The organism is Actinomadura rudentiformis (assembly GCF_008923185.1).
Classification (GTDB): Bacteria; Actinomycetota; Actinomycetes; order Streptosporangiales; family Streptosporangiaceae; genus Spirillospora; species Spirillospora rudentiformis.
On the sequence record NZ_WBMT01000006.1, the window covers coordinates 115,037 to 128,794 of the forward strand.

At 70.4% G+C, this 13,758-nt stretch carries 12 protein-coding genes; 6 read left to right on the forward strand and 6 right to left on the reverse strand.

Features of this window, described 5'->3' with window-relative positions:
- Positions 1-41: 41 nt before the first annotated feature.
- The gene (locus tag F8566_RS14105) at positions 42-1,928 is read right to left on the reverse strand and encodes a propionyl-CoA synthetase (protein WP_151560663.1); all 1,887 of its coding nucleotides are present in this window, start codon (positions 1,926-1,928) and stop codon (positions 42-44) included.
- 106 nt (positions 1,929-2,034) lie between these two features.
- Positions 2,035-3,474, reverse strand: a complete 1,440-nt coding sequence (locus F8566_RS14110) for an MFS transporter (protein WP_151560664.1) — start codon at positions 3,472-3,474, stop codon at positions 2,035-2,037.
- Between the two features lie 52 nt (positions 3,475-3,526).
- Here F8566_RS14110 and F8566_RS14115 point away from each other — a divergent pair, with 52 nt between their 5' ends.
- The 4 genes from F8566_RS14115 (at position 3,527) to F8566_RS14130 (ending at position 8,527) form a co-directional block, all read left to right on the forward strand.
- On the forward strand, positions 3,527-4,093 hold the full coding sequence (locus F8566_RS14115; protein WP_151560665.1) for a MarR family winged helix-turn-helix transcriptional regulator: 567 nt from the start codon (positions 3,527-3,529) through the stop codon (positions 4,091-4,093).
- A gap of 107 nt (positions 4,094-4,200) precedes the next feature.
- Complete coding sequence (gene selA, locus F8566_RS14120) at positions 4,201-5,493, forward strand: L-seryl-tRNA(Sec) selenium transferase (protein ID WP_225993162.1); 1,293 nt, start codon at positions 4,201-4,203, stop codon at positions 5,491-5,493.
- Positions 5,493-7,259 (forward strand): selenocysteine-specific translation elongation factor, encoded by a 1,767-nt coding sequence (selB, locus tag F8566_RS14125; RefSeq protein ID WP_151560666.1) that lies wholly within the window; start codon positions 5,493-5,495, stop codon positions 7,257-7,259. The genes selA and selB overlap by 1 nt, the downstream gene beginning before the upstream one ends.
- Before the next feature lie 74 nt (positions 7,260-7,333).
- Positions 7,334-8,527, forward strand: coding sequence for an RtcB family protein (locus F8566_RS14130; protein ID WP_151560667.1), 1,194 nt, complete (start codon positions 7,334-7,336; stop codon positions 8,525-8,527).
- A gap of 57 nt (positions 8,528-8,584) precedes the next feature.
- Here the strand turns inward: F8566_RS14130 and F8566_RS14135 are convergent, their stop codons facing one another.
- Entirely contained in the window at positions 8,585-9,202 is a 618-nt protein-coding gene (locus F8566_RS14135; protein ID WP_151560668.1) for a TetR/AcrR family transcriptional regulator, read from the reverse strand.
- A gap of 70 nt (positions 9,203-9,272) precedes the next feature.
- Between F8566_RS14135 and F8566_RS14140 the strand changes: the two genes are divergently transcribed.
- Positions 9,273-9,662, forward strand: a complete 390-nt coding sequence (locus F8566_RS14140; RefSeq protein ID WP_151560669.1) for a nuclear transport factor 2 family protein — start codon at positions 9,273-9,275, stop codon at positions 9,660-9,662.
- Between the two features lie 104 nt (positions 9,663-9,766).
- On the opposite strand, the gene F8566_RS14145 is transcribed toward F8566_RS14140, so the two are convergent.
- A complete protein-coding gene (locus F8566_RS14145; RefSeq protein ID WP_225993163.1) occupies positions 9,767-12,199 on the reverse strand; it encodes a LamG-like jellyroll fold domain-containing protein in 2,433 nt (810 codons plus the stop codon).
- Between the two features lie 142 nt (positions 12,200-12,341).
- On the opposite strand from F8566_RS14145, the gene F8566_RS14150 reads away from it, so the two are divergent.
- Positions 12,342-12,779: a group II truncated hemoglobin gene (locus F8566_RS14150; RefSeq protein ID WP_151560671.1), complete on the forward strand. Its 438-nt coding sequence runs from the start codon at positions 12,342-12,344 to the stop codon at positions 12,777-12,779.
- Position 12,780: 1 nt separating this feature from the next.
- On the opposite strand, the gene F8566_RS14155 is transcribed toward F8566_RS14150, so the two are convergent.
- Together F8566_RS14155 and F8566_RS49845 are read right to left on the reverse strand one after the other, a co-directional pair.
- On the reverse strand, positions 12,781-13,512 hold the full coding sequence (locus F8566_RS14155; protein ID WP_151560672.1) for a peptidoglycan-binding protein: 732 nt from the start codon (positions 13,510-13,512) through the stop codon (positions 12,781-12,783).
- Entirely contained in the window at positions 13,512-13,685 is a 174-nt protein-coding gene (locus F8566_RS49845) for a hypothetical protein (RefSeq protein WP_192809676.1), read from the reverse strand. The genes F8566_RS14155 and F8566_RS49845 overlap by 1 nt, the downstream gene beginning before the upstream one ends.
- Positions 13,686-13,758: the final 73 nt, after the last annotated feature.

The following is a 13,758-nucleotide window of genomic DNA, read 5'->3' on the forward strand; positions in this document are numbered from 1 at the left end:
CGTTACCGACCCCGGTGGCGGCCACCGCGACCCGGTGGCGGCTACCGACCCGGTGGCCGCAGGACGGGCCGGAGCTCGTCGAGCACGGCCGGGTCCTCGATCGTCGACGGCGCCGTCACGTCCTGGCCGTCGGCGATGCCGCGCATCGCGCCGCGCAGGATCTTGCCCGAGCGGGTCTTGGGCAGGGCCGGCACGACCGAGATCTCCTTGAGCGCGGCGACCGGTCCGACCTGCTCGCGGACCATCGCCACCAGTTCGCCGCGGAGGGTCTCACCGTCGACCTCGGCACCGCTCTTGAGCACGACCAGGCCGCGGGGCACCTGGCCCTTGAGCTCGTCGTGGACGCCGATCACGGCGCATTCGGCCACCGCCGGGTGGGCCGCGATGACCTCTTCCATCGTGCCGGTGGACAGCCGGTGCCCCGCCACGTTGATGACGTCGTCGGTGCGGCCCATGACCCAGACGTAGCCGTCCTCGTCCACGCGGCCGCCGTCGCCGGTCAGGTAGTGACCCGGGTAGCGGGTGAGGTAGGACTCGACGAAGCGCTCGTCGTCCTGCCACAACGTGGACAGGGTGCCCGGCGGCAGAGGCAGCCGGACCACGATGTCGCCGTCGGTGCCGGGGGCGGCGCCGGTGCCGTCCGGCGCCAGCACGCGGACGTCGTACCCGGGCACCGCCACGGTGGGGGAGCCGGGCTTCACCGGCATCGGCTCCAGGCCCCGCAGGTTCGCCACGATGGGCCAGCCGGTCTCGGTCTGCCACCAGTGGTCGATGACCGGCTTGTCCAGCACCCGTGCCGCCCAGTGGTAGGTGTCGGGGTCCAGCCGCTCTCCGGCCAGGAAGAGGGTGTCCATGGCCGACAGGTCGTACCCAGCGAGCAACGCCCCGTCCGGATCCTCCTTCTTGACGGCCCGGATGGCGGTGGGGGCGGTGAAGAGCGCCTTGACCCGGTGTTGCGAGGCGACCCGCCAGAAGGCCCCGGCGTCCGGCGTGCCCACGGGCTTGCCCTCGTACAGGACGGTCGCGCAGCCGGTGAGCAGCGGCGCGTACACGATGTAGGAGTGGCCGACGACCCAGCCGACGTCGGAGGCCGCCCAGAACACGTCCCCGGGGCCGACGCCGTAGATGTTCTCCATCGACCAGCGCAGCGCCACGGCGTGTCCGCCATTGTCACGGACCACGCCCTTCGGGCGGCCGGTGGTGCCCGACGTGTAGAGGATGTAGAGCGGGTCGGTGGCGGCGACCGGGACGCAGTCCGCGGGCACCGCCTGCGCGACCGCCTCGTCCCAGTCGATGTCGCGCGGCCGGACCAGATCGGCGTGCAGCTGCGGCCGCTGCCGGACGACGCACCGGTCGACCTTGTGCGTGGCCAGCTCCAGCGCCTTGTCCAGGAGCGGCTTGTACGCGACGATCCGGCCGCCCTCGATGCCGCAGGACGCCGACACCACGACCTTGGGCCGCGCATGGTCGATCCGTACCGCCAGCTCCTTGGCCGCGAACCCGCCGAACACCACTGAATGCACCGCGCCCAGCCGGGCGCAGGCGAGCATGGCGATGACCGCCTCCGGGATCATCGGCAGGTAGATGACCACTCGGTCGCCGCGGTCGACGCCGAGCTCGCGCAGGGCGCCGGCGAACCGCGCCACCAGGTCGGTCAGCTGGCGGAAGGTGTAGGTCGCGACGGTGCCGGTGACCGGGCTGTCGTAGATCAGCGCGGCCTGGTCGCCGCGGCCGTCCTCCACGTGCCGGTCCAGCGCGTTGTCGCAGGTGTTGAGCTCACCGCCGGTGAACCAGCGGTAGAACGGCGGCGCCCCGTCGTCGAGCACGCGGTCCGGCGGCACCAGCCACCGGATGTCGCGCGCGGCGAGCCCCCAGAACCGGGTGGGGTCGGCGATGCTGCGTTCGTACGCGGCCGCGTAGGCGCCCATGACAACCTCCGGTTCAGGTGCCCTGCTTCTCTTCTCCACAGAGTCCCGCAGCCCCAATTGCCCATTCGGGGCGTCCCCCTATTGGGTCGGGCCGGAGGCCGGTTCGTCAAGAGGTCCGAGGTCGGTGGCGGAGGCCGTGCACGACGGCGACCGCGGCGGCCAGGGCCGCGCCGGCGGCGACGATGAGGAAGCACAGCTCGTAGGCGCCGAGCGTCGGGACGGACGTTCCGGCGATCGTGCGGCCGCTGAGGACCGCCGCGGTCACGGCGCCCGCGACGCTGCCGCCGGCGGTGCGCACCAGCGAGTTGATCCCGCTGGCGATGCCGCTCTGGTCCATAGGCACGTGCTGGACGGCGAGCGTGCCGAGCGCCGCGTACGCGATGCCGAAACCGACGCCCTGCAGCGCGCTGAAGGCGAGCATGTCGTAGCCGTGCGCGTTCGACAGCGCCAGCCACAGGTAGCTGAGCCCGGCGAAGAACGAGCCGGTCGCCAGCGTGAACGCCGGGCCCACGCGGGCCGCGACGCGCCCGGCCAGCGCGGAGAAGACCAGCATCGTGACGGTGCTCGGCAGCATGTAGAGGCCGACGTCCAGGACCGAGCCGCTGAGGCCGTACCCGACCTCGTCCTTGGGGGACTGGACGAAGTTGGAGATCAGCGTGAACGCGGCGAACATCGAGAAGCCGAGCAGGATCGAGGCGAGGTTGGCCGACAGGGACTTGGGCCCGATGAGCAGGCCCAGCCGGACGAGCGGCTCCCGTACGCGGAGCTCGACCAGCACCCACAGCGCGCACAGGACCGCCGCGCCCCCGAACAGGCCCAGCACCCCGGCCGACGACCAGCCCCAGGCGTTGCCCTCGCTGATGCCCATCAGCAGGCAGACCAGCCAGCCCGCGAGCACCGCCGCGCCGAGCAGGTCGGGTCGTCCGCCGGTGCGCCCGCCGACGTCCGGCGCGCTGAACGCGATCAGCACCAGCCCGGCGCCGGCCAGGCCGGCCGCGATCCAGAACATCGGCTGGTGGCCGGTCACGCGGTCGGCGACGAGACCGGTGACGATCATCCCGATCGTCCCGCCCACGCCCATGGTGGCGCTGACGACCCCGATCGCGGTGGTCACCCGCTCCGGTGGGAAGGTGTCCCGGATCATCCCGATGGCCAGCGGGATCATCGCCGCCGAGGTGCCCTGCAGCGCCCGTCCCGCGACGAGGACGCCGAGCGAGCCCGACAGCGCGCAGATGACCGAGCCCGCCAGCAGCAGGCCCATCGCCACGAGGATCATCTTCTTCTTGCCGTACATGTCGCCGAAGCGCGACAGCAGCGGCGTGGCCACCGCCCCGGCGAGCAGGGAGGCGGTGAACACCCACGTGACCGAGGTGACCGACGCGTCGAACTGCGCCATGAGGCGCGGCAACAGCGGGATGACCAGGGTCTGCTGCACCGACACGACGGCCCCAGCCGTGGCCAGTGCGAGGAGGGTGAGCCCGGCGTGCGCGGTCTGGCCGGAGGGCCCGTTGAGCACGGAGGCCGCGGCAGGGGGAGCGGACGACATGATCGCGATTGTACTTACTTAAGTTAAGTAAATAGACAGTAGGCTTGATCACATGCCCTCACGCCAGGCGCGCGACGACGTTCCCGCGGACCTTCCCGCGGACCTTCCCGCGGACCTTCCCGCGGACCTTCCCGCAGACATCGCGGAGATCGAGCGAGCCCTCACCCGCATCTCCCATCTGCTCACCCGCGCCAAGCAGCACGACCGGACCGTCGCCGCCGCGGGCGTGCCGGTCGACCGTGCCGCGGTGCCGCTGCTGCGCCTGCTCGCGGACGCGGACGGGCCCATGCGCCCGGGAGAGCTGGCGACCCGGCTGGCGGTGGAGGCGCCGCACGTCACCCGCCAGCTGCAACGCCTGGAGAAGGCCGGCTACGTCGAGCGGGTGCCCGATCCCGACGACCGGCGCGCCCAGCGGATCCGTCTCCGCGATTCGGGCCGCGACGCCGTCGAGTGCCTGCGCGCCGTCGGGCGGCGCTGGATGGCCGAGGCGCTGTCGGAATGGTCGGGGGAGGAGCGCCGTCTGCTCGCCGCGCTGGTGCACCGGATGGTGGACGATTTCGTGGCGCACGCGGCCGAACAAGACCATTTCGGCATAGCCCCAAATAGTCCACCTAAGTAGTGCCTACGACGCTTACTGTGACACTTTCCGTGTTTCGGGCGCTGATCTCAGAGTGTGAGCACGATCGGCTTTCACCGGAGGCCCCGGCGTCCATAAGGTGGCTTGGCGTGGACCCACGGAGACAGGTTCCCCGTACCGACGTCGTCATGGCCGACCCCCGGCTGGCGGACGCCGCCGGACGGCTCGGCCGGGCGATCGTGAAGTCCGCGGTCGGTGCGGCCCAGCAGCGGGCCCGCGACGGCGAGATCCCGCCCGGCGCGGTCGCCGAGGCCGCGCTGGCGGAGCTGCCCGAGCACGCGACGACGCTGCGGCCGGTCATCAACGCCACCGGCGTCCTGCTGCACACCAACCTCGGCCGGGCTCCGCTCTCCGACGCGGCCCGCGCGGCCCTCACCGCCGCCGCAGGCTGCGCCGACGTCGAATACGACCTGGCCACCGGCCGGCGCGGCCCGCGCGGCAGCGGCACCCTGGCCGCCCTCCACGAGGCCTGCCCCGCGGCCGAGGCGGTCCAGGTCGTCAACAACAACGCCGGCGCGCTCGTCCTGGCCGCCACGGCCCTGGCAGCGGACCGCGAAATCATCATCAGCCGCGGCGAGATGGTCGAGATCGGTGATGGCTTCCGCCTGCCCGACCTTCTCACCGCGACCGGTGCCCGCCTCCGTGAGGTCGGCACCACCAACCGCACCACGGCCGGCGACTACGCCGCCGCGATCGGGCCCGCCACCGGCTTCATCCTCAAGGTCCACCCGTCGAACTTCCGGATCGAGGGCTTCACCGCGGCCGCCCCGATCGACGCCCTGGCCGCCCTCGACGTCCCCCTGGTCGTCGACATCGGCTCCGGCCTTCTAACGCCCGACCAGGCGCTGCCAGACGAACCCGACGCGACCACCATGCTCAACGCCGGAGCCGACCTGGTCACCGCCAGCGCCGACAAGCTGCTCGGCGGACCCCAAGGCGGCCTGATCCTCGGCAGACGCGACCTCGTCAACCACCTCCGCCGCCACCCGCTCTACCGCGCGCTCAGGGTCGACAAGCTGACGCTCGCCGCGCTCGAAGCCACCCTCCGCGGGCCGCGCCCACCCGCCTCCCGCATGCTCCACACCCCGGTACGGGCTCTGCGTGCCCGCGCCGAACGCCTCGCCAAGGACCTGGCCGGCCACGACATCGACGCCCTCGCAGCCGACACGACCGCCACGGTCGGCGGCGGAGGCGCGCCCGGCGTGGACCTGCCCAGCGCCGCCATCTCGCTCCCCGCCACGTTCGAAGCCCCGCTTCGCGCCCGGAGGGTCATCGGCCGTATCGAGAACGGCCGGCTCCTGCTCGACCTTCGTTCCACCGGCCCCGCCGACGACGGCCCCCTTCAGGCCGCCGTCCTCGCGTCCAAGGAAGCAGAGGTCTGATGCAGGTCGTCGCCACCGCCGGTCATGTCGACCACGGCAAGTCGACCCTCGTCCGCGCGCTCACCGGCATGGAGCCCGACCGGCTCGCCGAGGAACGCCGCCGCGGCCTGACCCTCGACCTGGGCTTCGCGTGGACGACCCTCCCCTCCGGGGAGCAACTCGCCTTCGTCGACGTCCCGGGCCACGAGAAGTTCGTCACCACCATGCTCGCCGGGGTCGGACCCGTCCCGGCGGTCCTCCTGGCCGTGGCCGCCGACGAGGGCTGGATGCCTCAAACAGAGGAGCATCTGGCGGCCATCGACGCCCTCGGCGTCAGCCACGGAGTGCTCGTCATCACCCGTTCAGACGTGGCGGATCCCAAGCTCGCACTGCGCCAAGCCCGCGAACGCCTGGCCAAGACGACCCTGCGGGCCTGTGAGGCGGTCACCGTCAGCGCCACCACCGGCGCCGGGCTGCCCGAGCTGACCTCCGCGCTCGACCGCCTCGCGACCCGCCTCCCGGTGCCCGACCCCGAAGCCCCCGTACGGCTCTGGATCGACCGGGCGTTCACCATCGCCGGCAGCGGCACCGTCGTCACCGGCACGCTCGCCGCAGGCACCGTCACCGTGGGAGACGAGCTCCTCCTCATGCCCGCCGGTGAACGTGTCCGCGTCCGTGCACTGGAATCGGCCAAGGAACCCCAGGACTCCGTCCACGGAGTCGCCCGCGTCGCCCTCAACCTCCGCGGGGTGGACCGCGACCGCGTCGAGCGTGGAATGGCCCTGGTCAGCCCCGGCAAGTGGACGTTCACCACCTGCATCGACGTGCGCGTCTCCTCCGAGGAACCCTCCGGCCGGCTCGCCCGCCAGATGATCCTTCACCTCGGCTCGTCCGCGACGCCCGTCCGCCTGCGCCCCCTCGGCCCCGACACCGCGCGCCTCACCCTGAACGCCCGCCTGCCCCTCCACGTCGGCGACGTCGCCCTCCTCCGCGACCCCGGCCGCCGCGCCGTCGCGGGGGTGGGCATCCTGGACGTCCGCCCGCCCACCCTCGTCCGCCGCGGCGCGGGGGCCGCGCGCGCCCGCGAGCTCGCGTCATGGCCCAACCGCCCCGGCGGCAAGCTCGTGTTGCGCCGCCACGGTGTCCTGCGCCGTGAGGACCTCAGCATCATGGGCTGCACCCCGCCCCCGGACGCCGTCCCCCTCGGCTCGGAGTGGCTGGCGGACCCGGCGTACTGGGAGGAGCTCCACCACAAGCTCACCGCGGAATTGGCCGAGCGCGCCGCCGCACACCCCCTGGCCCCGGGAATCCCCGTCGAAGCCCTCCGCCTCCGCCTGGGCCTCCCCTCCCGCCAGCTGGTCGCCTCCCTGGTCCGCCCACCCCTCCGCCTGGTCGAAGGCCGCGTCTACGGCCCCGATACAGGCCTCCCGCCCCAGGTCGCCGACGCCGTCAAACGCCTGACCGCCGACCTGGCCTCAGCGCCCTTCGACGCCCCCACCGCCGACCGCCTCACCGACCTGGGCCTCACCTCGCACGTCATGGCGGCGGCCGAACGAACCGGCGCCATCCTCCGCCTCCCCGACGGCATCGTCCTCCTCCCGGGCGCCGACGACGAGGCCCTCAGAATCCTCAAGACCCTCCCGCAGCCCTTCACCGTCAGCCAGGCCCGCCAAGCCCTCAACACCACCCGCCGCGTGGCCATGGCCCTCCTCCACCACCTGGACTCCCGAGGCCTCACCCACCGAACCGGCGAAACCCGCACCGTCCCCCCGGCCGAGGGAAAATGAGTTGAACCGAATATGCCGTTTCTGGCGTCATAGATCACGGTTCGGATCCCTCGTGCAACGGAGAGGAGCAGGTGATGCCGTACCAGACGCTCAAGGGCGGCCGTGTTCCAATCCGCCTCTGGACTGACCCGGCCACCGTTGAGGACCAGGCGCTCGACCAGCTCAAGAACGTGTCGAGCCTGCCCTGGATCGAAGGCCTCGCGGTCATGCCCGACGTGCACTACGGCAAGGGTGCGACCGTTGGGTCTGTCATCGCGATGCGTGACGCGGTCTCGCCAGCCGCGGTGGGCGTCGACATCGGCTGCGGCATGACCGCGGTCAAGTCGAGCCTCACGGTCGACGACATGCCCGACGACCTCGCGGGCCTGCGCAGCCGCCTCGAAAAGGCGATCCCGGTCGGCCGTTACTCCCACAAGGAGCCCGTGGACCCCTCGGTGCTCCCCGGCCTCAAGGAACGCGGCTGGTACGACTTCTGGAAGGATTTCGACGACCTTCACCCCGGAGTGCGTGCCCGTTTTGGCCGAGCACGTGCCCAGATGGGTAGTTTGGGGGGTGGAAATCACTTTGTTGAATTGTGTGCGGATAATTCGGGAGCGATCTGGCTCGTTCTGCATTCCGGGTCGCGGAACATCGGCAAGGAGCTCGCGGAGCACCACGTCGAGGCCGCTCGAAAGCTGCCGCACAACCAGGACCTGCCGGACAAGGACCTTGCGGTCTTCCTGACCGGCACGCGCAAGATGGACGAGTACCGCCGGGACCTGTTCTGGGCGCAGGAGTACGCGCGGCGCAACCGCGCGGTCATGATCGCGCTCGCGCAGAACGTGATCACGCGCCGCTTCGGCGAGAAGCACTGCCGGTGGGGCGAGGTCATCTCCTGCCACCACAACTACGTGGCGGAAGAGGTCTACGACGGCGTCGAACTCCTGGTCACCCGCAAGGGCGCGATCCGCGCGGGTAGGGGAGACCTCGGGATCATCCCGGGCTCGATGGCGACCGGTACCTACATCGTGCGTGGCCTGGGCAACGAGGATTCGTTCAACTCCGCGTCGCACGGTGCGGGCCGCAAGATGAGCCGCAACAAGGCGCGCAAGTCGTTCACCGTCGAGGACCTGGTGGAGCAGACCAAGGGCGTCGAGTGCCGCAAGGACGGCGGCGTGCTCGACGAGATCCCGGGTGCCTACAAGGACCTGGAAACGGTGATCGAAGCGCAGTCCGACCTCGTCGAGGTCGTGGCGCACCTGCGCCAGCTCATCTGCATCAAGGGCTGACAAGGGCCCCTGTGACCGGGAAGTCAGGACACTGACCGGCTCAGGGGCCTTTGTGGTCTATGAGCGGATTCCGATGAGTTTGGTGAGGAATCGTGCGATTTGATCTTCTAGCGGTGGCCAGGGATGGCCGGGCTGGTGGAGGCGCATCGAGACGGCTCCATGAACGGCCGCTCGCAGATCGAGTGCGACAGTGGCGGCCTCGTCGGCCGGGGCGAGGCCGGCATCCATGCATCGTTGGACCGCGGCGGTGGTGCGGTCGGCCAACTGCTGCTTGAACGGCATGTCCGTTCGGCGGTTGAGAGAGCTCTCGTGCAGCACCTTGTACAGGCCTGGGTGCTGGTACGCCCACTCTCCGAGAACGAGAGTCCGTGCGCGGAGCTGGGCCACTGGATCGTCCGATGCCGCTTCGGCGTCGTCGACGGCCTGCGTCAGCTGGTCATGACAGCGGTTGAGGACGGCGAGCACGAGGGCGTCACGGTCGGCGAAGTGGAGATAGACCGACGTTGCGGCGCTGCCCACCTCACGGGCTACGGCGCGCATCGACAGAGCCTGGTCGTCACCAAGCTCGTCGAGCAGCCTGGTGGCCGCCTCGATGATGTCCTCGCGCAGGCGTTCGCCCTGGCCTCGCCGGTTGCGGCCGCGCGGCCGGCGGTCGGTCGACGCAGCGGTGTCCATGAGCGCATTGTATCCCGACATTTGTAGCGCTACAGTCGTAGCGCTACAGCCGTTCAGTTAGGGAGGCCGCATGTCCGCCGACTCGACGATCGCGTCGAACAAGCAGACCGTCCTGGACTTCTACGAGGCCGCGTTCAACGCCAAGGACTTCGATGCCGTCTCCAGGGTCGTCGGCGATCGCTACATTCAGCACAATCCGCTGATCGCCGATGGCGTCGACGGTCTGCAGGCACGCCTGCGCGACCTCAAGGACGCGTACCCGGCACTGCGTGTCTCCGTCCAACGTCTCGTCGCCGAGGACGACCACGTTGTCGCGCATGTGCACGCAGTACGCGTGCCCGGACAGCGCGGCACAGCGATCATCGACATCTTCAAGCTCGAGGACGGAAAACTTGTCGAGCACTGGGACGTGCTGCAGGAGATCCCGGAGGAGGCGTTGAACCAGAACGGGATGTTCTGACCGGCGCTCCTCGTCTCCGGAGGCGGGCCCTGGTTCTGGTCGCCCGCCAGGGTCGCGCTGGCCCCGGCGGACGACGTGGAACGGATCGGGATTCTGCTGGGGCCTTATCTGGCGGACTTGTAGAGGATCTCTACTTCGGTGGGCGAGAGGGCGCGGTCGTAGAGGCGGATCTCGTCCAGGGTGCCGGGCCAGAAGTCGACCTCGTTTCCGCCGTACTGGGCGCGCCCGATCACGGTGTGGCCGGTGGACGGGTCGCCCAGGCAGGCGCTGGCCGTGGCGGTCTTCTGGCCGTCCACGTAGAGGGTGAGCGTGCCGTTGGCGGCGTCACGGACGCCGGTCAGGTGGTACCAGCGGTTGGGTTCGGGCGCGGTGGGTGCCAGGGCGCGGAGACCGGCGAAGCTGAACGCGAAGCGGTTGTCGGCCCCTGAGTATTGGAGGAAGAACGCGCTGTTGGTGCCGCCGTCCTGACTCACGGCGGTGGCGAACGAGCCCAGGCGGTCCAGCTTCACCCATGCGGCGACCGTGTAGTTGCCGGTGGTGTCGAGGATCGCCGCGCCTGTGTCGGCGTACTGGTTGGTGCCGTTGAACTGCAGGGCGGAGCCGGAGTGGCCGGTGGTCCAGGTCGGATCGTTGATGAGGGTGGCGTCGTGGTCGCCGGCTGTGTCTTCGGTCGTTGAGCCGGTGCCTTCGTTGAACGGGTAGACGCTGACGGCGTTCGGGCTGCCGGGTAGGAGGGGTGGGATCTCGCCGCCTGTGGAGGTGATGAGTTTCCGGTTGGCCGCGCGGACGGTGGCGGCGTCCATCTTGAGGACTCTGCGGTCGTAGGTGTAGAGGCCGTTGAGCTCGTTCTCGACGTCGCTGATCTGCGTGTAGACCGAGCCTGAGACGGCGCAGCGTTGCTTTACGGTGAGCATGCGGTCCTGGAGTTCGGTGAAGCGGCGGGTGAGGGTGGCCGAGTCGGGTGTCATCTCGTAGGCGAAGCCGCGTTCGGGGTCGTACATGTGACCGTCCACTCGGAGACCGAGGCCGCCGTACTCGCCGTCGACGACCGCGCGTTGGGTAGAGGGGGCGGGAGCGCCGGGGCCGACGTAGGTGTGATCGTCGTAGATGTCGCCCTCGCCGCCGTCGGGCAGCGAGTCGCAGCAGTTGACGCCGCTGTTGGCATTGACCAGGCGGCTGGGGTCCCACGACTTGACGGTGTCGGCGATGCGGCGGGGCTCGTATTCACCCCAGCCTTCGTTGAACGGCACCCACATGACGATCGAGGGATGGTTGCGCAGCTGGTCGACCATCGCGCGCATCTCGGTCTCGTACTGCGTTTTGACGGCGGCGGGCGGATCGTGCCCGGCGAACGTGGCGGGCATGTCCTGCCAGACCAGCAGGCCGAGCCGGTCGGCCCAGTAGTACCAGCGGTCGGGCTCGACTTTGATGTGCTTGCGCACCATGTTGAATCCGAGCCGCTTGTGCGCGTCGAGGTCGAAGCGCAGGGCGGCGTCGGTCGGGGCGGTGTGGAGGCCGTCGGGCCAGAAGCCCTGGTCGAGCGTGCCGACGTGCATCACAGGTTTGCCGTTGAGCAGCATGCGGACCTTGCCGTCCGTTCCCGGGCCCTTGGCGATCGAACGCATCCCGAAGTACGACCCGATCTCGTCGACGACGCGGGCGCCCTCGCGCAGCCGGACGCGCAGCGTGTAGAGGTACGGGTCGTCGGGCGTCCAGAGCCGGGCTCGGGGGACGGGCACGTGCAGTTGTTTCCCGGGGGCGCCGGAGACGCGGCCCACCTCGCGGCGTCCGGCGTAGGCGATCGCTTCGACCGAACTGCCGCCCGTGGCGCGGGCGGTGAGGCGGAGAGTGCCGGACGCCAGGTCGGGCGTTGTTTCCAGCCGCTGAACGTGGGCGGGGGCGACCGGCTCCATCCAGACCGTCTGCCAGATGCCGGACGAGGGGGTGTAGAAGATGCCGTCGCCGGGTTTGCGCTGTTTGCCCACCGCCTGGGAGTCGATGTCGGTGGTGTCGGTGACGCCGACGATGAGTTCCTGCGGACCGGTGCCGCGCAGCGCGCCGGTGATGTCGGCGCTGAACGCGTCGTAGCCGCCGGTGTGGGTGGCGACGCGCGTTCCGTTCACGTAGACGGCGGCCTGATAGTCGACGGCCTGGAAATGCAGGAGCAGGCGGTCGCCGCGCCAGGACGGTGGCACGGTGAACGTGCGGCGATACCACATGTGGTCGACGTGCCGCCGGATGCCGGACAGCAGGGATTCGACCGGGTAGGGGACGAGGACGCGTTCGCCGAGCTTGGTGCCGATGGGCGGCGCCTGGCCGGGAGTCGCCTCGGCGAACTGCCACGTCCCGTTGAGGTTGCGCCAGCGGTCGCGGGTGAGCTGGGGGCGGGGGTAGTCGGGGAGCGCGTTGGAGGGGGATACCTGGTCGGTCCACGGGGTGGTCAGCTGGGTCGGGGCTTGTGCGGCGCGCGCGGTGGGGGCGAGCGCCGCTGCGACCAGGGCCGCGAGGCCGACGGTCGCCAGGTGTGATCTGTGCACGGGGTGGGCTCCCTCCCGATGGGGATCGAGCCTCATGATGAGCGCCTCTGATCGACGACGCCATCGCGGATCTGACCGGCACCGCGACCGGTGCCGGTCAGATCGTTGACGGCGTTCTCGCCAGACCTGTAATCACGTAATCGTGGTTACGATCTTGGATCATGCCGGGGGCGAGGACGCCCTCCGCCGGTTCGTCGACGTCTTCTACGGCCACTGCCTGACGGATCCGGTGCTGAAGCCGCTCTTCGGCGAGGGCAAGGCAGAGCACGTCCCCCACCTGACGGCGTTCGAGGTCGAGGCCTTCGGCGGCGAGGACCGCTTCACCCGCGAGCACGGCGGCATGCCCGCGCTGATCGACGTGCACCGCGGGCTGAAGATCACAGAGGAGCAGCGGCAGCGGTTCGTGGACCTCTACATGGCGTCGGCGGACGAGGCGGGCCTGCCCTCGGACGCGCCGTTCCGCGAGGCCCTGCGCAGCCATGTCGAGTTCGGCACGCAGGTCGCCAGGCAGAACTCACACGCCGAGACGGATGAGGAACTGCATCCGCTGCGGACGGTCCCGGTGTGGGACTGGCCCTGACCTACTTGTGCACGCGGAGCAGGACTGGCCAGGTGGAGGGGCCGACGACGCCGTCGTCCAGGACGCCGCCCCAGCGCTGGACGGCGCGGACGGCCTTCTCGGTCGACGCGCCGAACACTCCGTCGATCTTCACCTCGGAGTGGCTGCGAGCGTGCAGGAGGCCCTGCAGCGACTGGACGTCCTCGCCCTTGGCGCCGCGCTTGAGGGTGGGGAGCTTCTTCACCATGGTCTCCGTCCAGTTGGGGGCTGTGCCGCCTGACGAGGGGCTGTAGGCGGGGCGGCCGTATCCGGCGATCGAGGAGGCGGAACGGACGCGGCGGCGGCAGGAGTCGCTGGTATTGCCTTCGATGGTCTGGACGCGTCCGCCGCCGAGGACCTTCTCGACGATGCCGACGTGGTCGATCGCGCCGACGCTGTTGGAGGAGCCCCAGTCGAAGAAGACGATGTCGCCCGGCTTGGCCTTGTCGATGTTGGCGGCGGTGCCGGTGTACCAGCGCTTGATCTTCTGGAAGTCCTGCGCGTGCCAGACCGTGTACGCGCGGTCTCCGGCGGGCAGCACCGCCTTCGCGTTGCCCGAGCGGCGGGCCCATTCGGTCACCGCGATGTCGCACCACGGCGCGCGGAGGAAGCCGTCGCCGTGGCGGGAGGCGTACGCGCGGGTGAGGGCGTTCGGGCGGCCCGAGGTGCCCAGCCATTTGCGGGCCTCGGCGATCATCGCGGCGGCCGTGGCCATCAGGCGTCCTCCCCGTCGGCGCGGAAGACCCCGTCCTCGTCCGGCTCCCCGTAGAGATCCCGGAGCACCTGCTCCTCGTCGGGCTCGGTCGCCCGGTGAACGTCGGGGTGGACGTCCACGAGGTCCATGTAGTCGACTTCCGCGACCCTGGCGGACTGGTTCGCTTCGTTCATCGTCGCTCCCGGTGGATGCTCGCGATATGGCGGGCAAATCAACACGAAGGGTGACAGTAACCGTACAAAGGAT

What these genes read in the sequence shown, in the direction of transcription:
- F8566_RS49845 (WP_192809676.1), bottom strand. Translation starts at nt 13,685, where the DNA reads ATGAACGAAGCGAACCAGTCCGCCAGGGTCGCGGAAGTCGACTACATG.
- F8566_RS14140 (WP_151560669.1), top strand. Translation starts at nt 9,273, where the DNA reads ATGTCCGCCGACTCGACGATCGCGTCGAACAAGCAGACCGTCCTGGAC.
- F8566_RS14155 (WP_151560672.1), bottom strand. Translation starts at nt 13,512, where the DNA reads ATGGCCACGGCCGCCGCGATGATCGCCGAGGCCCGCAAATGGCTGGGC.
- F8566_RS14135 (WP_151560668.1), bottom strand. Translation starts at nt 9,202, where the DNA reads ATGGACACCGCTGCGTCGACCGACCGCCGGCCGCGCGGCCGCAACCGG.
- F8566_RS14115 (WP_151560665.1), top strand. Translation starts at nt 3,527, where the DNA reads ATGCCCTCACGCCAGGCGCGCGACGACGTTCCCGCGGACCTTCCCGCG.
- F8566_RS14105 (WP_151560663.1), bottom strand. Translation starts at nt 1,928, where the DNA reads ATGGGCGCCTACGCGGCCGCGTACGAACGCAGCATCGCCGACCCCACC.
- selB (WP_151560666.1), top strand. Translation starts at nt 5,493, where the DNA reads ATGCAGGTCGTCGCCACCGCCGGTCATGTCGACCACGGCAAGTCGACC.
- F8566_RS14110 (WP_151560664.1), bottom strand. Translation starts at nt 3,474, where the DNA reads ATGTCGTCCGCTCCCCCTGCCGCGGCCTCCGTGCTCAACGGGCCCTCC.
- F8566_RS14130 (WP_151560667.1), top strand. Translation starts at nt 7,334, where the DNA reads ATGCCGTACCAGACGCTCAAGGGCGGCCGTGTTCCAATCCGCCTCTGG.